General features: G+C 34.7%; 16 protein-coding genes and 1 tRNA gene. 14 read left to right on the top strand and 3 right to left on the bottom strand.

Annotated features, from left to right (window positions below; all coding sequences use genetic code 11):
- Positions 1–55 precede the first annotated feature (55 nt).
- On the top strand, positions 56–3,481 hold the full coding sequence (locus tag J1D01_RS01425; protein ID WP_421149586.1) for a reprolysin-like metallopeptidase: 3,426 nt from the start codon (positions 56–58) through the stop codon (positions 3,479–3,481).
- A gap of 31 nt (positions 3,482–3,512) precedes the next feature.
- Here the strand turns inward: J1D01_RS01425 and pth are convergent, their stop codons facing one another.
- From pth to J1D01_RS01410, 3 genes are all read right to left on the bottom strand, one after another.
- Positions 3,513–4,148 (bottom strand): aminoacyl-tRNA hydrolase, encoded by a 636-nt coding sequence (gene pth / locus J1D01_RS01420; RefSeq protein WP_421149585.1) that lies wholly within the window; start codon positions 4,146–4,148, stop codon positions 3,513–3,515.
- Between the two features lie 80 nt (positions 4,149–4,228).
- Positions 4,229–4,852, bottom strand: coding sequence for a 50S ribosomal protein L25/general stress protein Ctc (locus tag J1D01_RS01415; RefSeq protein ID WP_421149584.1), 624 nt, complete (start codon positions 4,850–4,852; stop codon positions 4,229–4,231).
- A gap of 24 nt (positions 4,853–4,876) precedes the next feature.
- Positions 4,877–5,818 carry a ribose-phosphate pyrophosphokinase gene (locus J1D01_RS01410; protein WP_372935961.1) on the bottom strand — a complete coding sequence of 314 codons (942 nt, stop codon included), beginning with the start codon at positions 5,816–5,818 and terminating at the stop codon, positions 4,877–4,879.
- A gap of 144 nt (positions 5,819–5,962) precedes the next feature.
- On the opposite strand from J1D01_RS01410, the gene J1D01_RS01405 reads away from it, so the two are divergent.
- The 13 genes from J1D01_RS01405 to xylA all read left to right on the top strand — a co-directional run bounded on the left by J1D01_RS01405 (position 5,963) and on the right by xylA (position 21,103).
- Positions 5,963–6,044 (top strand) — tRNA-Leu (locus J1D01_RS01405).
- Between the two features lie 268 nt (positions 6,045–6,312).
- Entirely contained in the window at positions 6,313–6,660 is a 348-nt protein-coding gene (locus J1D01_RS01400) for a hypothetical protein (protein ID WP_372935332.1), read from the top strand.
- Positions 6,661–6,706: 46 nt separating this feature from the next.
- A complete protein-coding gene (locus J1D01_RS01395; protein ID WP_421149583.1) occupies positions 6,707–11,650 on the top strand; it encodes a 2-oxoacid:acceptor oxidoreductase family protein in 4,944 nt (1,647 codons plus the stop codon).
- Between the two features lie 15 nt (positions 11,651–11,665).
- The gene (rsxC, locus tag J1D01_RS01390) at positions 11,666–13,024 is read left to right on the top strand and encodes an electron transport complex subunit RsxC (RefSeq protein ID WP_372935336.1); all 1,359 of its coding nucleotides are present in this window, start codon (positions 11,666–11,668) and stop codon (positions 13,022–13,024) included.
- A complete protein-coding gene (locus J1D01_RS01385; protein WP_372935338.1) occupies positions 13,017–14,036 on the top strand; it encodes an RnfABCDGE type electron transport complex subunit D in 1,020 nt (339 codons plus the stop codon). The genes rsxC and J1D01_RS01385 overlap by 8 nt, the downstream gene beginning before the upstream one ends.
- The gene (locus tag J1D01_RS01380) at positions 14,033–14,737 is read left to right on the top strand and encodes an RnfABCDGE type electron transport complex subunit G (protein ID WP_372935340.1); all 705 of its coding nucleotides are present in this window, start codon (positions 14,033–14,035) and stop codon (positions 14,735–14,737) included. Before J1D01_RS01385 ends, J1D01_RS01380 begins: the two co-directional genes overlap by 4 nt.
- On the top strand, positions 14,727–15,359 hold the full coding sequence (gene rsxE, locus J1D01_RS01375) for an electron transport complex subunit RsxE (RefSeq protein WP_372935342.1): 633 nt from the start codon (positions 14,727–14,729) through the stop codon (positions 15,357–15,359). The genes J1D01_RS01380 and rsxE overlap by 11 nt, the downstream gene beginning before the upstream one ends.
- Complete coding sequence (locus J1D01_RS01370) at positions 15,356–15,937, top strand: electron transport complex protein RnfA (RefSeq protein ID WP_372935344.1); 582 nt, start codon at positions 15,356–15,358, stop codon at positions 15,935–15,937. The genes rsxE and J1D01_RS01370 overlap by 4 nt, the downstream gene beginning before the upstream one ends.
- A 12-nt stretch (positions 15,938–15,949) precedes the next feature.
- Positions 15,950–16,156: a hypothetical protein gene (locus J1D01_RS01365; RefSeq protein WP_076698659.1), complete on the top strand. Its 207-nt coding sequence runs from the start codon at positions 15,950–15,952 to the stop codon at positions 16,154–16,156.
- Positions 16,157–16,188: 32 nt separating this feature from the next.
- Entirely contained in the window at positions 16,189–17,046 is an 858-nt protein-coding gene (locus tag J1D01_RS01360; RefSeq protein ID WP_372935346.1) for a hypothetical protein, read from the top strand.
- Positions 17,047–17,098: 52 nt separating this feature from the next.
- Positions 17,099–17,965 (top strand): RnfABCDGE type electron transport complex subunit B, encoded by an 867-nt coding sequence (locus J1D01_RS01355; RefSeq protein WP_421149582.1) that lies wholly within the window; start codon positions 17,099–17,101, stop codon positions 17,963–17,965.
- Between the two features lie 335 nt (positions 17,966–18,300).
- On the top strand, positions 18,301–19,785 hold the full coding sequence (locus J1D01_RS01350) for a xylulokinase (protein ID WP_421149581.1): 1,485 nt from the start codon (positions 18,301–18,303) through the stop codon (positions 19,783–19,785).
- 10 nt (positions 19,786–19,795) lie between these two features.
- Positions 19,796–21,103, top strand: coding sequence for a xylose isomerase (xylA, locus tag J1D01_RS01345; RefSeq protein ID WP_372935352.1), 1,308 nt, complete (start codon positions 19,796–19,798; stop codon positions 21,101–21,103).
- Positions 21,104–21,115: the final 12 nt, after the last annotated feature.

Genomic DNA, 21,115 nt, shown 5'->3' with positions numbered 1-21,115 from the left:
ATTTAAAAAAGTTAGATTTGTTTCTAAACAAAAAGAAATTGCCCTGAAAATCTTTATGAAAACAAAACTACATTATGTTTTATCAATAGCAATACTTTTGATTGTATTTTCAAGTTTTGCTCAAAATTCTCCTTGGAAAAAAATAGAATCTGTTGAAAATTTCTCAAAAACATCTAAGCTTCAAATTGATAAAGATAAAACACATTTTTTTAAGGTTGATAGGGCTCAATTTGATAAAAACAAAGCAACAGCAACTTTAAGAAATTCAAAAGAAAAAAATGAAAGCACTATTATCTCAATTCCTGGAATTAACGGAGAAATAGAACAATTTAAAATTTTTGAAGCACCTGTTTTTGCTACAGAATTATCGGCTAAATTTCCTGAAATTAAATCGTATGTAGGCTATAGTTTAAACAAATCTGGAGTACGATTAAGAATGAGCACCTCTCCAGAGGGTATACAAACCATGATTTCTTATCCAGACAAACCAAACGTGTTTATGCAGCCTATTGAAAATGGTTCAGATACTTACGTTTTATATAAAAAGGGTAATAGCAGTGGAACACTACATTGTAAAACAATTGATGAAGTAAGTGAAACCTTAAAAAGCAACCATTCAACTTCAAAAACAAATGATGAAGGCGGTGCTAATAACCAAGTACTTCAAAAATTTAGAATAGCTATTTCTGTTACTGGAGAATACACAGATTACCATGGGGGAACCGTAGCAGGTGCTTTGGCAGCAATAAACACTACATTAAGTAGAGTAAATGAAGTTTTTGAAACCGATATGGCTGTTACTTTTGAACTTATTGCTAATAATGATCAACTAATTTATACAGATTATACAACAGATCCTTATTCGAATGCTAGTGTTGGTGTAGAGGGCGCTTGGGCCAATGAGGTACAATCTACAATAACCAGTGTAATTGGAGAAGCTAATTATGATATAGGACATCTTTTTGGAGCATCTGGGGGAGGTGGAAATGCCGGTTGTATTGGGTGTGTGTGTAATAACAATTCTAAAGGAAGTGCTTACACATCACCTTCTAATGGTGTACCAGAAGGCGATTTATTTGATATTGACTTTGTAGCACATGAAATTGGTCACCAAATGGGGGCTAATCATACATTTGCTTATGAAAACGAAGCTACTGGAGTACAATCTGAACCAGGAAGTGGCACCACAATTATGGGTTATGCAGGTATTGTGGGTGCTAATAATGTTGAATTGAGTGGAGATGATTATTTTCATTACCACAGCATTAAACAAATACTAGATAACCTAACAGGAAAAAGCTGCCAAACAACAGAAATTATAAGTAATAATCCACCAAGTGCAGATGCTGGTAGTGATTATAATATTCCTAAAGGAACCGCTTATGTTTTAAAAGGAGCCGCAACTGATACAGATAGTGGCGATAACCTAACCTATTGTTGGGAACAAATTGATAGTGGTATTACTAACTATCTAAATTTTGGCTCTACCTTAACCTCAGGGTCAATGAATAGGTCTTTACCTCCATCTAGTTCTCCAGATCGTTATATACCAAAATTTAGTAGTGTTTTAGCAGGAAATACAGAACAAACCAACCCGACTTTAGGTAGCGATTGGGAAACTGTTGCATCGGTTGGAAGAACGCTTAATTGGGCCTTAACAGTTAGAGATAAGTATAATAACACTTCAACAGGAGGGCAATCTAGTTATGATACCATGCAAATAATAGTTGAAGATGTAACACCATTTACAGTTGAAAACCCCATTTCTTGGACTCAAGGAAGCAACCAAACTATTACTTGGGTTGTTGGAGAAACCACCAATGCCACTATAAATTGCCAAAATGTAAATATTCTTTTATCTACCGATGGGGGGGCTACATTTACAACTATAGCATCAAACACGCCTAATGACGGTTCTTTTGATTACACAGTTCCTATCTCCATAGCAGATACAAACCAAGCTAGAATTTTAATTGAAGCGGCCGATAATATTTTTTACGATGTATCTGATTTTGATTTTTCAATTTCTACAGATCCAGACTTTTTTATGGTAAATGAAGTCTTAACTCCAATTAATTGCGGCGAAACCACCGCCACTTTTAATTTTGATTATGAAACTGCCAATGGTTTTTCAGAAACTGTAACATTTAGTGCTACAGGAAATCCTTTAGGCTCAACAGTATCATTTTCGCCTTCTAGCATGTCTTCCTCTGGTAATGTTACCATGACAGTATCTGATTTAGATGGTATTTCTCAAGAAGATTATACTATTACTGTTACAGGAACATCAACATCAATTACTAAAAATACAGACTTTGAGTTTCCTTTTTATAACGGGGTTTGCACTTCTATAGCCAATACAGAATATTTAACCAGTACTACTTTAGTTCAATTTAATACTATTAATCAAGTATCTGGAAAACCTTCTGGATATAGTAATTATACTTCCATATCAACAGATGTTAATAGAAATATCTCTTATGATTTAACTGTTAATGTAAATACCGATGGTAATTTTACAACAAATACAAAAGTTTGGATAGATTGGAACCAAAATTGCAGTTTTGATGATGCTGGTGAAGAATATAATTTAGGCGATGCCACCAATGTTGCTAATGGAGCTACAGCTAATTCACCGTTTACAATTACAGTGCCTGCCGATGCCATTACAGGTAATACTACCATGAGAGTTTCAACAAAATTTAAAGATGACGGACTTGTAACTTCATGTGAAAACGGGTTTGATGGAGAGGTTGAAGATTATACACTAAATATTTTACCAAATTCTGATTATGAAACGTCTATCTCATTGGTACAATTAAACAGTATTAATAATGCATCTGATAAAGACTCTAGTTATTCTGATTATACTTCAATTTCAACAGATATTAACAGAAATAGTAATTATGATTTAACCGTTAATGTTAATACTGAAGGTAATTTTACCACCAATACAATGGCTTGGATAGATTGGAACCAAAATGGCATTTTTACAGATGCTGGTGAGGCATATGATTTAGGAGAAGCAACAAATGCTTCTAATACAATAACAAGCAACTCACCGCTTTCTATAAATGTGCCTTTAGATGCTGTTTTAGGAAGCACTATTATGCGTATTGCAACAGGCTATATTGGTGAGTCTGAATTAACTCCCTCTACAAATGGTGGTGATGGTGAAGTTGAAGATTACACGCTAAATATAACACCTACTGCCAATATTGAACAATATGGTTTTGAAAACTTTATAGTATACCCTAACCCTAATGATGGTGAATTTACCATTAAACTAAATGGCTCTTTAACTAGAGATATTACCATTGAACTTTTTGATGCTAGAGGTAGATTTTTATTAAAAAAAGTGTTTCAGGCTACCGGAGACTTTCAAGAAGATGTTCAACTTAATTACGTACAATCTGGCATGTATATTTTAAATGTAAGTGATGGGGTAAAAAAATCTACTAAAAAGTTAATTGTTAGATAGCATTTTATCTTTGTTAGCAACTTAAATTCAATTATTTACCATTAAAGGCATTCATTGCATTGTTTACACCTGCCAATACAAATGATTTTATAAGTTCTACTGATTTGTCAAGTCTTTCTGGAAGTTTATCTTTTTCATCATCATTCCACTCTCCTAAAACATAATCAATTTGTCTGCCTTTGCTAAAAGCATCACTAATACCAAATCTAAAGCGATTATACATGGTAGTGTTTAATTTAGCTTGAATATCTTTTAATCCGTTATGCCCACCATCACTACCTTTAGTTTTTAATCTAATGGTACCAAAAGCCAAGTTTAAATCGTCTGTAATTACTAGTAGGTTTTCTAAAGGAATTTTCTCTTTAGTTAACCAGTACAATACGGCTTTTCCGCTTAAATTCATAAACGTGTTTGGTTTTAAAAAAATAAACGTTCTTCCTTTTAATTTATAGGTAGCTAAATCTCCTAATTTTTGTGTTTCAAAGGTTACATCTTCTTTTTTAGCAAAATGGTCTAATACTTTAAACCCAATATTGTGGCGTGTGTTTTCATACTTTTCGCCAATATTACCTAAACCAACTATTAAAAACTTCTTCATGGGGTTATCTTCTTCAGCATTAAAAAACTGAGTTCTTTTTTTTAACAGATTCTTTATAAACTTATACATTGTATTACACAATTTGTGTAAAAATAAAAAAGCATCCTGAATTACTCAGAATGCTTTTCTATTTTTAAACTAGAATATTACTATTCTTGTGTTGCTTCAGCTGCAGGTGCTTCTGCTCCTTCTTCTAATTCTTCATCATCGTCATCATCTACTACGGCAGTTCTTGATGTTCTTACTTGACAAACCACATTGTTTTCTGGATGTAAAATGGTGTATTTATCATTTTGTAAATCACCTACATTAATTTTGTCTCCAATTTTTAATGGTGTAATATCTACTTCAATAAAATCTGGTAAGTTAGCAGGTAACGCTTTGATACGTAATTTTCTGTATGGTCTTCTTAAAACACCACCATTTTTAACACCTCTAGAGTTACCAACTACTTTAATTGGAATATTTAAAGAAATTTCTTTGTCTTCAAATAATTGATAGAAGTCTACGTGTAAAATTTTATCTGTTACAGGGTGAAACTGTATATCTTGTAATACAGCATTAAAAGTTTCACCACCTTCTAAATTAATTACAACTGTATGCGCATTAGGCGTATAAACCAGTTTAGAGAAGGCTAATTCAGGTGCTGAGAAATGCACTGGTTTGTCTCCTCCGTATAATACGCAAGGAACCTGTCCAGCATTACGTAAGGCTTTTGTTGCTTTTTTGCCCACGCTTTCTCTTTGAGATCCGTTGATTGTAATTGATTTCATTTTTATTTAAATTTAATTATTAATTTACATTATAAATTTTGAACTTATTGATTGGTTGTTATGAACTCTTTCCATAACCTCTGCAAACAAATCTGCACAACTTAATACTCTAATTTTATCACTTTTTTGTGTTAATGGTATTGAGTCTGTAACAATAAGTTCTTCTAATTTTGATTTTTTTAGATTCTCATAAGCCTTTCCAGATAAAATAGGATGCGTACAAATAGCTCTAACACTTAAGGCACCACGCTCCATCATTAAATCTGCGGCTTTAGAAAGCGTTCCTGCTGTATCAACCATATCATCAACCAATACTACATTTTTTCCTGTAACATCTCCTATAAGTTCCATATGAGAAATTACATTTGCCTTAGCGCGTTGTTTATAACAAATAACAACATCACTTTTTAATGATTTAGAATAGGCATAAGCCCTTTTTGACCCTCCCATATCTGGCGATGCTATGGTAAGGTTATCTAAGTTTAAACTTCTTAAATAGGGTAAGAATATGGTTGATGCAAATAAATGATCTACAGGTTTTTCAAAAAATCCTTGAATTTGATCTGCATGCAAATCCATTGTAATTATACGTGTTGCCCCAGCAGCCTCTAACATTTTAGCTACTAATTTAGCTGCAATTGGCACCCTTGGCTTGTCTTTTCTATCTTGTCTTGCCCAACCAAAATACGGCAATACTGCAGTAATATGTCTTGCTGATGCGCGTTTAGCAGCATCTATCATCAACAACATTTCCATTAAATTTTCAGGACCTGGATGGGTTGATCCTATAATGAAAATTCGTGTTCCGCGTATAGATTCTTCATATGATGGTTGAAACTCTCCATCACTGTAAGTAGAGGTAATTACATTACCTAATTCTGCGCCAAAGGCCTTAGCTATTTTTTCACCAAGTTCTACACTTTGCGTACAAGCAAATATTTTAGCTTCTGTAATTACAATAGGCATGGGTAATGTGTTGTTTTATAGTGACTAAGACCAGTTTTTTTAAACGAGGTGCAAATTTATACATTTATTTTTACCTAAAAAGTATATTGGCTAGTATTTTTATGCATAATCTAGAAAAATTATATATTTTTGCTGTCCTGAAACGCTCAAGTGGCGGAATTGGTAGACGCGCTGGATTCAAAATCCAGTTCCTTCGGGAGTGTGGGTTCGATTCCCACCTTGAGTACTGAAAAAGGCAAATCAAGAAATCTTGGTTTGCCTTTTTTTATCCCTACACAATTTTCAAAATTAACTTTTTGGCAAACCAACTTACCTTATACCTAATTATTGTTTCTTCATTAAACCAAACAGCATCGCTATTTATAATCTTTTTAAATAACTGGTGTTCAAGATATTCCTGACAAAAGTCATAAAATTCAAGTATTGATTTATATAATTTTAAATCCGCTTTTCACCACAAGTTCTACAGTATTTGTTAACTAAAAGCATTAACTATGAACACCACAGAAACTAAATTTGAACAAGCAGAGCAATTTCTTGAATCTGCTAAAAAAGAATTGAACAGACCAGCAGAAGATGTTGTACCATATATGGTATGCAAAAGTACCCACAAATCTATAGCCCATTTTTTAATGGGATTTTTATTGCAAAATAATGTAGCATTTAATGAAGAAGACTCTGTAGAAGTTTTACTTAAAAAATGCCAAAACATTAGTGATAAATTCAACAATTTAGATTTAAAACCTATAACGTTTTCGAAAGATTACGAGTATAGCACAGAATTTAATCAAATGCAAAAATGTATTGATTTAGCTAACCATACCAAAGAATTAGTACACTAAATTATAGTAACAAGATATAAAATAATACACCATAAATTCTCATCCTATGAGCACGTCGATATTTCAAAAAAAAACAGGTAAGAAGAACAAAATAACTAAATTTAAATACCCAGGTAAACCAATTGCTACCGATGGAAACACCGCAGCCATTATGTGCGAACGTGAATCTACCGATGCTGCTGGAGCATATCCAATAACACCCTCTACTCAAATGGGCGAATATTGGGCCGATGCTGCTGCTAAAGGGCATTTAAATATTTCAGACAAACCATTAATATTCATTGAACCAGAGGGCGAACATGCTGCTGCTGCAGTTACCGCAGGTTTATCAATGACTGGTTTACGTGCTGCAAACTTTTCATCTGGTCAAGGTATTGCCTATATGCATGAATCTCTCTATGCTGCAGTTGGTAAACGTCTTACCTATGTATTAAATATTGGCGCACGTGCCATGACAAAATCTACACTAAACGTTCATGCGGGTCATGATGATTATCATGCAGTAGATGATACCGGTTTTTTTCAAATGTTCGCTAAAAAAGCACAACATGTAGCAGACCTCAACATTATTGCTCACCGTATTGCTGAACTTGCACTTACTCCTGGTATTATTGCTCAAGACGGGTTTTTAACTACGCATTTAATAGAGTCTTTTCTGTTACCAGAACGTGAATTAATTAAGGAATATCTTGGAAGACCTGATGATATTATAAAAACTCCAACACCTGCACAACGTATTATTTATGGTGAAACACGTCGTCGTATACCAGAACTTTGGGATGTAGACAATCCTTTAATGGCAGGAATTGTTCAAAATCAAGATTCTTATATGCAAAGCGTTGCTGCTCAACGCCCGTTCTTCTTTGATCATATTGAAGCATTAACAGACCAAGCTTTTGATGAATATTATGAACTTACTGGCAGACGCTATCAACGTGTCATGACATACCGAGCAGAAGATGCAGATTACCTTATTTTGGGTCAAGGAAGTTTAGTTCCTAGTGCCGAAGTAGTTGTAGATTACTTACGTGAAACACGTGGTATTAAAGTAGGAGTTGTAGATTTAGTTATGTTCCGCCCATTCCCTGCTGATATGCTTGGTGAAATTCTAAAAGGAAAAAAAGCAGTTACTATTTTAGAACGATTAGACCAACCATTAGCGGTAGATTCTCCAATAACTCGCGAAGTCCGTTCTGTTATAAATAAATGTATAGAAAACGGCATCAATAAAAAACAAAAACCTTATCCAGAACTAAGCTCATATACTTTAGGTGATATTCCTTCTGTATATTCTGGAGCATTTGGTTTAGGTAGCCGAGACTTACAACCAGAAGGCATTATAGGAGCAGTCGAAAACATGCTGCCTAAAGGCAAACAGAAAAAACAATTTTATCTATCTATAGATTTTATCAAAAAAGTACCTAGTTCGCCAAAACAAAAAGCTTACCAAGAAACTATTGAGGAATCTTATCCAAAAGTTAAAGAATTGGCAATTAGAGGGTCAGAAAACCCTAATCTTATGCCAAAAGACGCCATTACGGTACGTTTTCACTCTATTGGTGGTTGGGGAGCCATTACAACAGGTAAAAATCTTGCAATGACCCTGTATGAACTACTTGGTTATAACATTAAAGCTAATCCAAAATATGGTTCAGAGAAAAAAGGACAGCCCACTACTTATTATTTAGCTGCCGCCGCAGAACCTATTAGAATAAATTGCGAATATTATTTTGTTGATGTAGTGCTATCTCCAGATCCAAATGTATTTAAACACACTAACGCATTGGCTGGACTTAAAAAAGGAGGTAGCTTTATTATTCAAAGTGATAAAAATACACCAGATGAAGTTTGGGCGGAAATTCCTGAGCATTACCAAAAAATAATTGTTGATAATGATATACATGTATTCTATATAGATGGATTTAAAATTGCAAGAGAAGAAGCTACAGACCCTGAACTTCAATTACGTATGCAGGGTATTGCTTTCCAAGGCGCCTTTTTTGCAGCTTCTCCTCTAATGAAAAAATCTGGACTTTCAGAAGAAAAACTATTAAAAGCCATTGAAGACCAATTACAATATAAATTTGGATCAAAAGGTCAACGTGTTGTAGATGACAATATGCGTGTAGTAAAACGTGGCTTTGATGAAGTACATGAAATTACAAACAAAACCTTAGGAACCAAAAAGAAAACAAACGGTATTGCTACACAAAGTTTACCAGTTCCTAGAATGATGAAAGAAATTCCTCAGAGTGAATCTAAACTTAGTGATATTCATCGTTTTTGGGAGCAAACCGGTAATTTCTATTTAAAAGGAATGGGTAACGATAACCTTACAGACCCTTTTATTGGATTAAGTGTTATGCCTGCTGTTTCATCGGTATTCCGAGATATGACTGGTATTCGTTTTGAACATCCAGAATGGATTCCTAATAACTGTACCGCCTGTGGTGACTGTTATACCATATGCCCAGACACGGCTATTCCTGGATTGGTAAGTGAAGTATCCGATGTTTTTGACACCATAGTAAAACGCGTTAAAAAGAACCACGGAAAAGTAGAACACCTACCAAAAGCAGTTCGTAAATTAGAAGGTCATGTTAGAAAATTATTTAACACTTCTAAAAGCGGAGAAACCGTTAATGATTTTATTAAGCATGCTATAGATATGACGCTTGATGACTTCAATAATGACCCAGGATTAATCAAAGAATTTGATTGGTTTAAAGACGAATTAGGAGAATTTAAATTTGCCTTAACCCGTCCTTATTATGATTTACATGAGAAAAAAGAAAAAAACAGTGGCGGATTATTCAGTATAACCATTAACCCTACTACATGTAAAGGTTGTATGGAGTGTGTTGAAGTGTGTAATGATGGTGCTCTTATTAAAATACCACAAACCGAAGGATCTGTTGCAAGATTAAACAAAGAATGGGATTTCTGGTTAGACTTACCTAGCACACCTCAAAAATTCAATCGTATTGATGACCTTGAAGAAAAAATAGGTCCATTAGAAACTATTCTACTAAACAAAGATGCCTACTTAAACTTTGCTAGTGGGGATGGCGCATGTTTAGGTTGTTCTGAAAAATCAGTAGTACATATTTTTACCGCAACTGTAGAGTCTCTAATGCAACCACGTATTGAAAAACACATGGCTTATTTAGATGAACTAACAGATAAACTAGAAAAACACATTCAGGTTAAATTAATGGATGGTGTGAATTTAACAGATTCTAATACCATGTCTAAAATTGTAACCGAAATGCAAAATTCAGATTTAACCATGGCAGAAATAACCCGTAGGTTAGAGTCTGAACAAGGTGGCGAGCCTGTTGACCAAGAATGGTTACGAGATGTAACTCAATTACTTGCTCAATTAAAAAACCTACAATGGAAATACACCAACGGAACCACAGGAAAAGGAAGATCTAATATGGGTATGATTAACTCTACTGGTTGTACATCGGTTTGGGGTAGTACATGGCCATTTAATCCCTATCCATTCCCATGGGCAAATCATTTATTCCAAGATTCACCTTCTATGGCAATGGGAATCTTTGAAGGGCACATGGCTAAAATGGCAGATGGTTTTAAAGCCATACGCAAAGCAGAACTAGAACTTTCAGGAAAATACAATCCTGAAGAGCATGACCAATTCTTCACCTATTTTAACTGGAAACAATTTACAGATGAAGAGTGGCTACTTTGTCCGCCAGTAGTAGCATTAGGTGGAGATGGTGCTATGTATGATATTGGTTTCCAAAACCTCTCTCGTTTAATGGCTTCAGGAAAACCAATTAAAGTAATTATTGTAGATACACAAGTATATTCTAATACAGGCGGACAAGCTTGTACTTCCGGATTCATCGGTCAAGTATCAGATATGGCGCAATACGGTAAAGTATGGAAAGGAAAAAGTGAGCCTAGAAAAGAAATTGGCCTCATTGCAATGGCACATAGAAGCACATACGTGTTACAAGGCTCTTTAGCAAACACAAGTCAAATGATTGAAGGGTTTATTGATGGTTTAACCACTAAACGTCCTGCGCTTTTCAATCTATACACAACATGCCAACCAGAACATGGTGTAGCAGATGATTTAGGTTCTCATCAAGCAAAACTTGCTGTAGAATCTAGAGCATATCCTATTTTTAAATACAATCCAGATAATGGAATAAAAGCTAGAGAAGCCTTTGATTTATCAGGAAACCCTGCAATAAATGAAACTTGGCCAACTTACACTTTAAAATATCTAGAATACGGTCAAGAACAAACCATGGAATTACCTATGACCTTTGCTGATTTTGCTTTAACCGAGGCCAGATTTAGAAAACACTTTAGAAAAGTACCTAGAAATGCTTGGAATGAAAACATGATATTACTAGCAGACTTTTTAGAATTAGATGAAAACGAACGCGAAGGCAAGTTCCCTTATATCTGGGCAGTAGATAGAGATCAAAAACTCAACAGAGTATTGGTTGCTAAACCAATTGTAGATTCTTGTGAAGAACGACGCGATTTCTGGTTAATGCTACGCGATCTTGCTGGTGTAGAACCAGAAAAACTACAAGAAGAAAACCTTGAAGAAAAAATAAGAAATGAAGTTGTTGGAAATATAGCACAAGGTTTAATGCAACTTGCTGGTGGTAACGGAAGTGACGCTCTTAAAATAGCTATGGAAAAACCCGCAGAATCAAATGGTTTAGCTGTAGAAGAAGCCCAATCAAATGGAGAATATATGGCTCCGTGGTTAGAATCTGATGAGTGTACCTCTTGCGATGAGTGCATAAATATTAACCCCAATATTTTTGCTTACAATGATGACAACAAAGCTTATATAAAAAATCCAAAAGGAGGTCCTTATGAAGACTTAGTTAAAGCAGCCGAAAAATGTACAGCAGGTGTAATTCACCCTGGTTTACCGGCAGATAAACTAGCAAAAGACATGGAAAAATGGATAAGTAGAGGCGAAAAGTATAATTAATATACAAATGGCATAATGGCATTGTTCAATTTTCATAAAGACTCATTTAAGCACGGTATTCATCCACCTGAGAGTAAAGACGAAACTAACGGCTTACCTATAAGGCAGTTTCCCTTTTCTCCGCTAATTATTTTACCAATGGCGCAACATATTGGTGCGCCTTCACAAATAATTGTTCGGGAGGGGCAGGAAGTACATCGAGGACAATTATTAGCAAAAGCTGGTGGTTACGTTTCTGTACCTATGCATGCGCCGGTTTCAGGAATTATTAAGAAAATTGCAAATGTTCCAACAATTTCGGGTAAAATGTCTCCTGGTATTTTTATTGAAGCATTTCCGTTTTCAACACAAGAAGTTCTTGAAGGAAATCCCATTAATCCCGATACGGCAACACCCGAAGAAATTTTACAAGCAATTCAGGATGCTGGAATTGTAGGATTAGGTGGTGCTGCATTTCCAACGCATGTTAAACTAAAAGTTCCCGAAGGAAAAAATTGTGATACTTTAATTATTAATGGTATTGAATGTGAACCCTATTTAACAACAGACCACCGCGTTATGTTAGAACAGGAAAAAGACATTTTTACCGGTATTAGATATTTATTGAAAGCCACAGGAACTAAAAAAGTTATTATAGGAATTGAAGCCAACAAACAAGATGCCGCTAACCATTTAAAAAAACATATTCCTGAAGATTTACCTGTTACAGTAAAAGTGCTTCCTGTTAAATACCCTCAAGGCGCAGAAAAAATGTTGGTAACGGCTGTTTTAGGGAAAGAAATTCCATCAGGAAAACTCCCTATTGAAGTTGGCGTTGTTGTGGTTAACGTAGCAACCACTGCCGAAATAGGCAGATTACTACCTCATGGACAAGGCATTCAAGAACGTGTTATTACCATTGCAGGACCAGGAGTTAAAAAGAAAGGAAATTATACTATTCCTATAGGTACACCTTTACGCTTTGTTTTAGAACAAGTGGGCGTTGATGAAGAAATTAGCGAAGTTTATATGGGTGGCCCCATGATGGGAGTTGCTGTTTCAAACTTAGATATTTCAATAGTAAAAGGAACTTCTGGTATTCTTGTTTTTACAAAAAAGAATGTAAACAGAACGCCTAAAATATATCCTTGTATTAAATGTGGTGCTTGTGTAGATGCATGTCCTATTTTATTAAATCCGTCAAAACTGGGTATCCTAGCAAAATTTGAAGCTTATAATGAAATGGCTTCAGATTTTAATTTAATGGATTGTTTTGAATGTGGCTCATGCACCTATGTATGTCCCTCACACATACCATTAGTACAGTATTTTAGATTAGCAAAACGCGTTGTAAGAAAGCGTGAAGCTGAAAAAAAAGAGAAAGTAGATGCTTAAAAAAACATTAGATATTAGCTCATCGCCACATATAGTTAAAGGGCGAAGTACAGAAGATATTATGAAAAACGTAGTATGGGCATTATTACCTGTTGTGTTTTTCTCTGTTTATTCTTTTGGACTAAATGCATTACTAGTAATATTTACAGCAACCTTTGCTAGTGTATTAACTGAACATTTTTTATGTAAACTTTCTAAAAAAGAAACAACTGTTAATGATTATTCTGCAGTAATTACTGGGTTGCTACTGGGGCTTTCTTTACCTCCTAGTTTTCCATTATGGATGGCTTTTGTAGGTGGAGCCATAGCTATTGCGCTTGGTAAGTATATTTTTGGTGGTTTAGGGTACAATGTATTTAACCCCGCACTTGTAGCTAGAGCCGTTTTACAAGCAGCTTTTCCTGTTGCTATTACCACTTGGCATCCGGCTTTTCTATCCAATCGATTTTCGTCTATTTCGCAATCTGTTTTTACATGGCCTTTTATGGAGCCACAATACGATGCCATTTCGGGAGCAACCCCGCTTTCAGCATTTAAGTTTGATGGCATTACAACATCAACAGCAGAATTAGCTTTCGGTCAAATAAGTGGTTCTACAGGAGAAACCTGTGCTATAATCATTGCTTTAGGCGGCATCTACTTAATTGCGCGTAATATGATGTCTTGGAGAATTCCGGTAGCAGTACTTCTAAGTGCTTTTTTATTAAGTGGAGTACTTTATTTATTCAATAGTGAAGTATACCCCTCGCCAGTATTTATGCTATTATCTGGAGGACTAATGTTAGGGGCTGTATTTATGGCCACAGACATGGTTTCATCTCCAATTACGCCACTTGGTTTGTGGATATATGGTGCTATAATTGGCATTCTAACCATTGTAATTAGAGTTTGGGGTGGCTTATCAGAAGGCGTTATGTATTCTATTCTATTAGCCAATGCTATTTCTCCCCACATAGATTCGGTTATTAAAAATCGAGTATATGGAACTAAACAAAAAATGAAAGCCGCATGAGTAAAGTTGCTGACATAAATAAACAAAATCTTGCCGGTAGCAAAAAAATGCTACTTGCTATGGTTAGTATTGGGATTATAAGTGCATTACTTATAGTTACAACCTTTGAATTAACACTGCCACGTGTACAAAAATTAAAGGCTGAAGCGCTAGAAAAAGCCATTTTTGAAGTGCTACCAGGAACCGTTAAAACCCAAGCTTTTGGTGTAAATGACAACGGAGAATTATTTAAAATGGAAGCAGAAAATAAAACCGAAACCACAGTTTACGCAGGGTATGATGCTAATAATAACATTGTAGGGTATGCCGTAGAAGCTTCGGGACAAGGATATGCAGATATTATAAGAGTATTATATGGTTATAAACCAGAAAAAGAAATACTCATTGGTTTTCAAGTTTTAGAAAGTAAAGAAACTCCAGGACTAGGTGATAAAATTGAAAAGGAAGTACATTTTCTAAACAATTTTAAAGCACTAGATGTTAGTTTATCATCCAACAAAAAACAGCTAAACAACAAAGTAATTACTGTAAAACAAGGAGAAAAAGTAAACCCTTGGGAAATTGATGGCATTACTGGAGCTACAATTTCATCAAGAGCCATAGGAAATATTATTGGAACAAGCACAGAAACCTTAGTTCCAATTTTATATAATCATTATAAGAACAACAATCATAAAACAAGTGTAAGCAATGAGCAATAACAATGCTTCATCAAAGAAAAAGGTAACCTCTACCGATGAGTTTATTAAAGGATTGTGGAAAGACAACCCTGTATTTGTGCAGGTACTAGGAATGTGTCCCGTATTAGCTGTTTCTAACACGGCACAAAATGCTCTTGCCATGGGGTTAGCCACCGCTTTTGTTTTATTAATGTCTAATATTTTAGTTTCTCTATTAAGAAATTTTGTCCCTAAACAGGTACGTATAGCCTCATATATTCTCATAATAGCCACCTTTGTTACGGTAACAGATTATGCTATTCAAGCCATAAGTGTTGAATTACATAAAAGCTTAGGAGCTTTCATCTCACTTATAGTAGTAAACTGTTTAATTTTGAGTAGAGCAGAAGCATTTGCCTCTAAAAACAACGTATCAAAATCTATTTTTGACGCTTTAGGGATGGGCTTAGGCTTTACATTTGCACTTTTTTGCTTAGGAGCGGTAAGAGAAATTCTTGGCAATGGTTCAATATTTAATATTGCTCTTTTTTCTGAAGGATTTCAAAGTTGGATTGTAATGATTTTACCCGCTGGCGGATTTTTTACTCTAGCCATTTGGTTACTTATAATTAACGGAATACAAACAAGAAAAACAAAATCATGAATACGGAATCTTTAGGTACTATTTTTCTAAATGCATGCTTAGTAAACAACTTTGTTTTGGCTTATTTTTTAGGTATTTGTCCATTCTTGGGTGTATCTGGAAAAATGGAAACTGCCACAAAAATGGGTGGCGCAGTAATGTTTGTAATGCTTATTAGTTCAATGTGTGCTTACGGAATACATGCTTTTTTAGTAAGTATTGGCGCACCCTTTTTACAACTTATTAGTTACATAGTTGTAATAGCCTCCACCGTACAGTTAGTAGAAATGTTCATTAAAAAAATAAGTCCATCCTTATTCAGATCTCTTGGAATTTTTCTTCCTTTAATTACAACAAATTGTGCCATTTTGGGTGTGGCATTATTTCAAACAAATAAAGAATATGGCTTTTTAGAAAGTATAGTATATGCCCTTGGAGCCGGTGCAGGATTTACACTAGCACTAATATTAATTGCTGGATTAAGAGAACAATTAGAATTTGCCGAAGTACCAAAAATTTCAAAAGGAACAGCTTTAACACTATTTATTGCAGGCATCTTATCGCTATGCTTTATGGGATTTGCAGGTTTAGGAGGTTAAAAAGAATAACAAATGATTAAATCACTCATCATAGGAATTGGGTTTATAGTAACTATAGCAGTTGCTTGGGTACTAGTACAAACCTTATGGAAAAAAGTTTTTAAAGAAGAATACTCTCAAGACGATGTTTTAGCAGGTAGAAGAAACTGTTCTAATTGTGGTTGTACCACCGTTTGTAAACGAAAAGATAAAGGTGAAATAACCCCTAAAACTTATTAAATTAAAGAATAACAATAAAATATAAAATAAACATGGCACATTTATTAGATTTCGATACCGAAAAACAATATAAGGCAGTGGTTAAAAAAACATCTAGGTTAACCCCACAAGACACCGAAGAAGTGCGTGAAATTGTACTAGAAGTTAAAGACCAAGGGTTTAATTGCGAGGTAGACCAAAGTTTTGGTGTACTGGTAAAAGCTTCAGGAGATTTTGGAAACACATATCATCACAGACTTTATAGTGTAGCAGATTTACCAGCAAAAGTTAATGGTAATCCAAAGGTTACCATGTTAGTAAAACGTTGCTCCTATGTTGATGATTTTAATGGTGAAGAATATAAAGGCATTGCTTCTCATTATTTATGCAACCGAAAAAAAGGAGATGAAATAACGCTTACAGGTCCTTTTCAACTCCCATTTAAAGTACCTGAAGATAAAACAGCTAACATGATACTCATTGGTATGGGTACTGGTATTGCTCCTTTCCGTGCTTTTATTAAACACATTTACAAAAATGTAAAAAATTGGGAAGGAAAAATTAGATTGTTTTATGGTGCACGTAGTGGTTTAGAATTACTATATTTAAATGATAAAGATGGTGATTTAACCAATTATTACGATAAAGATACCTTTGAAGCATTTCACGCATTAAGTCCAAGACCACACTGGACAGATACTATTGAATTAGAAAAAGCACTTGAAGAACAAACTACAGAATTAAAAGAACTCCTTTCAAAATCTAACACTTATGTATACGTTGCAGGATATGCAAACATACTTAACCAGCTTAATAAATCATTTTCTAAAATTCTAGGATCTGAAGAAAAATGGAAGCTACGAAAAGCAGAACTAATAGCTGGTAGAAAATGGGCTGAAATTATTTTTTAAAGTGAATTGTTAAATAAAGAAACATCATGTTTCAATAAATTCGTGAATTAATATGTCTATCATTACCGCCATTGCCGCTCTTGGAGGGTTAACGTTACTACTTGCAATTATGCTTATAGTTGCAAACAAAAAGCTTTATGTTTATGAAGACCCTCGTATAGATAAAGTTGAAGATATGTTACCTCACGCAAATTGTGGCGCATGCGGATATCCAGGTTGCCGGCCATTTGCAGAAGCACTAGTTCATGGTAAATCATTACCTGGTAAATGTACTGTTAGCACAGATGAAGCAAGACAATCTATAGCCAAATTTCTAGGAGTTGATTTAGGTGCTGAAGAAAAACAAGTTGCGCGTCTCGCTTGTGCCGGCGGAACCAACGTAGCTATTAACAGAGCACAATATGTAGGAATTGAAAGCTGTCAAGCTGCTGCGCTAATTTCAGGTGGTGGTAAAGGATGTTTCTGGGGATGCTTAGGGCATGGTGATTGTGAAGTAGTTTGCGATTTTGATGCTATTACCATGAACGAACATGGATTACCTGTAGTAGATACAGAGAAATGTACCGCCTGCGGTGATTGTGTAGAAGCTTGCCCTAAAGATTTATTCTCTCTTCAACCTATAAGCCATAAACTATGGGTAGCTTGTAAAAACTTAGAACACGGGGAAGCTGTCTTAGAGGAATGCCAAGTAGGTTGTACCGCCTGTGGAAAATGTGCCATGGATGCCCCTGGTGAATTAATTACAATGAAAAATAATTTACCTCATATTAACTACGCAAAAAACCATAACACACAAAAACCTATTGAACGATGCCCAACAGGAGCCATTGTATGGGTAGAAAGTAACGGAGTTATTGTTAAAGGTAAAGAAAGTAAAAAAATAATCCGTAAGGGAGCTAGACTGATGGGTAATACTTAAATTAACCCATAACTTTTAAGCTCATCAAGTATGGCATACTTTACATCAAGATTACTATATTTTAAAAAAATTACTTAAAGGTTTAAGTAAATACAACTTCCTTTTTATAAAAACCAATAAACCCTTCAAAAACCGCATTAAAACAGGAGTTTCAAAATAATTATACATAAATATAACATTGTTTATTTATCAATTTTAAAACAATAATAACAAGGCTATTTATTTAAAAGCTACACAAATATTAACAATAATTGAATATCTTTAAGGTTAGAATCATTTCGCTTTAAACCTCTATTTATTATACAGGTTTAAATTACCAACTAAACTTTAAAATTTTGTACTACTTAGGATTAGATATAGGGAGTTCCTCTGTAAAAGTGGCTCTTGTAAATGCCATATCTGGCGAAAATATTTTAAGTCTCAACGAACCTACCACAGAGATGGAAATTTTAGCCCTACAGAACGATTGGGCAGAACAAGACCCAGACATGTGGTGGAACTACGCTTGTAAAGCCATTAAACGTGTATTAGCAGAAACAGAAGCCGATGCTTCAAAAATTGCAGGTATTGGTATTTCTTATCAAATGCACGGACTTGTTATTGTTGATAAAAATGGAAAGCCATTACGTAACGCCATCATTTGGTGTGATAGTAGAGCTGTTGAAATTGGTGAAGCCGCTCATAAAGAATTAGGCGAAGACTTTTGTGCAGAACATTTGTTAAACTCACCTGGGAATTTCACCGCTTCAAAATTAAAATGGGTAAAAGAAAACGAACCCGAAATCTATAATCAGGTTTACAAATATATGCTACCAGGTGATTATATTGCCTACAAACTAACAGGCAATATTGTTACCACAAAAAACAGTTTATCTGAAGGTATTCTTTGGGATTATAAAAATGATGATTTAGCCGAATCTCTTCTAAATTATTATGGCATTGATAAAAATTTAACTCCTACTATAGTAGACAATTTCACAAATCAAGGAGTTACAAATAATAAGGCTTTTACAGAAACAGGAATTCCGGCAGGTATACCAGTTACATATCGTGCTGGAGACCAACCTAATAATGCCTTATCACTTAACATTTTCAACCATGGCGAGGTGGCTGCCACTGGTGGTACTTCGGGAGTAATTTATGCGGTTACCAATAAATTACAATCAAAAGAATCATCAAGAATCAATCATTTTATTCATGTAAATTACACACCAACAAACACAACTATAGGTAAATTATTGTGCATTAATGGTTGTGGCATTATGTACCGTTGGCTAAAAGATAACATTGGTATAGATTCTTACGAAGCTATGAATAATAAAGCTGCCGAAGTACCTGTTGGTTCAGATGGTGTTACCATTATTCCTTTTGGAAATGGAGCAGAACGTATGCTTAACAGCAAGAATATTGGCGCGCACTTTTTAAACTTCAATTTAAACCTTCATAATAACGCGCACCTATGTAGAGCTGCGCTTGAAGGTATTGCTTTTGCCTTTGTTTATGGTATGGAAATTTTAAAAAATGATAACGCCGAAATTAAAGTAATTCGTGCTGGAAATGACAACTTATTTAGAGCTGAAATTTTCTCAAAAACAGTAGCAACACTTATAGGGCATGAAATTGAAATTTATAATACCACAGGAGCTGTTGGTGCTGCTAGAGCTGCTGGTTTAACCGATGGCGATTTTAAAAAATTTGGTGCAAACATTACTAAAAATGATCATGTAATGACCTTTACACCTATAAAAGACAAAGCAGCTTATCAAGAAGCTTATTTAAATTGGAAAAAAGAATTAGAAATAATACTAAAAAATAAATAACATTATAATTATGGAATATTTTAAAGGCATTGATGCTATAAAATACGAAGGAAGAGAATCTGATAATCCTTTAGCATTTAAATGGTATAACCCAGATCAAGTTGTTGCTGGTAAAACCATGCGCGAACACTTTAAATTTGCCATTGCTTATTGGCATACCTTCTGTGGGCAAGGGGCAGACCCATTTGGACCAGGAACACAAAACTTTCCTTGGGATAAAGCTTCAGACCCTATTCAGGCTGCAAAAGATAAAGCCGATGCCGCTTTTGAATTCATTTCTAAAATAGGATTTGATTATTTCTGTTTTCATGATTTTGATTTAGTTCAAGAAGCACCAACATTAGCAGAGTCTGAAAAAAGATTACAAACCATTGTTGAATATATTAAAGAGAAAAAAGCCGAAACTGGCAAAAAATTACTTTGGGGAACTGCTAATTGCTTTTCTAACCCAAGATACATGAACGGCGCCGCTACAAACCCAGAATTTAATGTTGTAGCCAGAGCTGGTGCACAAATTAAATTAGCTTTAGATGCAACCATGGCTTTAGATGGAGAAAATTACGTGTTTTGGGGCGGACGCGAAGGTTACATGTCTTTGTTAAATACTAATATGAAACGTGAGTTAGACCACATGGCACAACTATTAACCATGGCTAAAGATTACGCTCGAGGTCAAGGATTTACTGGTACTTTCTTTATTGAACCTAAACCTATGGAACCTATGAAACACCAGTATGATTTTGATGCTGCAACCGCAATTGGTTTCCTTAAAAACTATGGTTTAGATAAAGATTTTAAAATGAATATTGAAGTAAACCATGCTACTTTAGCACAACATACCTTTCAACATGAATTAGAAGTTTCTGCAAATGCAGGCATGTTAGGAAGTATTGATGCTAACCGTGGCGATTACCAAAATGGTTGGGATACAGACCAATTCCCTAACAACATTCAAGAAACCACAGAAGCTATGTTAGTATTCCTTAAAGCTGGTGGTTTACAAGGTGGTGGTGTTAATTTTGATGCAAAAATTAGAAGAAATTCAACCGATATGGAAGATATATTTCATGCACATATAGGTGGAGCAGACACATTTGCTAGAGCATTAATTACTGCAGATAAAATAATATCATCATCTCAATACGAAACCTTAAGAAAAGAAAGATATAGCTCTTTTGACTCTGGAAAAGGAAAAGATTTTGAAAGCGGTAAACTTGATTTAAAAGCGCTTTATAACATTGCCCAAGAAAATGGCGAATTACCATTAATAAGTGGTAAACAAGAGCTTTTTGAAAATATAATTAACCAATATATTTAATACTCACAAATT

The sequence above is a fragment of the Seonamhaeicola sp. NFXS20 genome (assembly GCF_049132085.1).
GTDB lineage: Bacteria > Bacteroidota > Bacteroidia > Flavobacteriales > Flavobacteriaceae > Seonamhaeicola.
Note: the sequence above shows the minus strand (reverse complement) of the source record. Positions and strands in the feature narration are given on the sequence as shown.

Coding starts and splice junctions, on each gene's coding strand:
- J1D01_RS01410 (WP_372935961.1), bottom strand. CDS start 5,818: ATGCCTATTGTAATTACAGAAGCTAAAATATTTGCTTGTACGCAAAGT.
- xylA (WP_372935352.1), top strand. CDS start 19,796: ATGGAATATTTTAAAGGCATTGATGCTATAAAATACGAAGGAAGAGAA.
- J1D01_RS01355 (WP_421149582.1), top strand. CDS start 17,099: ATGTCTATCATTACCGCCATTGCCGCTCTTGGAGGGTTAACGTTACTA.
- J1D01_RS01400 (WP_372935332.1), top strand. CDS start 6,313: ATGAACACCACAGAAACTAAATTTGAACAAGCAGAGCAATTTCTTGAA.
- J1D01_RS01415 (WP_421149584.1), bottom strand. CDS start 4,852: ATGAAATCAATTACAATCAACGGATCTCAAAGAGAAAGCGTGGGCAAA.
- J1D01_RS01380 (WP_372935340.1), top strand. CDS start 14,033: ATGAGTAAAGTTGCTGACATAAATAAACAAAATCTTGCCGGTAGCAAA.
- J1D01_RS01365 (WP_076698659.1), top strand. CDS start 15,950: ATGATTAAATCACTCATCATAGGAATTGGGTTTATAGTAACTATAGCA.
- rsxC (WP_372935336.1), top strand. CDS start 11,666: ATGGCATTGTTCAATTTTCATAAAGACTCATTTAAGCACGGTATTCAT.
- J1D01_RS01385 (WP_372935338.1), top strand. CDS start 13,017: ATGCTTAAAAAAACATTAGATATTAGCTCATCGCCACATATAGTTAAA.
- pth (WP_421149585.1), bottom strand. CDS start 4,148: ATGTATAAGTTTATAAAGAATCTGTTAAAAAAAAGAACTCAGTTTTTT.
- rsxE (WP_372935342.1), top strand. CDS start 14,727: ATGAGCAATAACAATGCTTCATCAAAGAAAAAGGTAACCTCTACCGAT.
- J1D01_RS01360 (WP_372935346.1), top strand. CDS start 16,189: ATGGCACATTTATTAGATTTCGATACCGAAAAACAATATAAGGCAGTG.
- J1D01_RS01395 (WP_421149583.1), top strand. CDS start 6,707: ATGAGCACGTCGATATTTCAAAAAAAAACAGGTAAGAAGAACAAAATA.
- J1D01_RS01425 (WP_421149586.1), top strand. CDS start 56: ATGAAAACAAAACTACATTATGTTTTATCAATAGCAATACTTTTGATT.
- J1D01_RS01370 (WP_372935344.1), top strand. CDS start 15,356: ATGAATACGGAATCTTTAGGTACTATTTTTCTAAATGCATGCTTAGTA.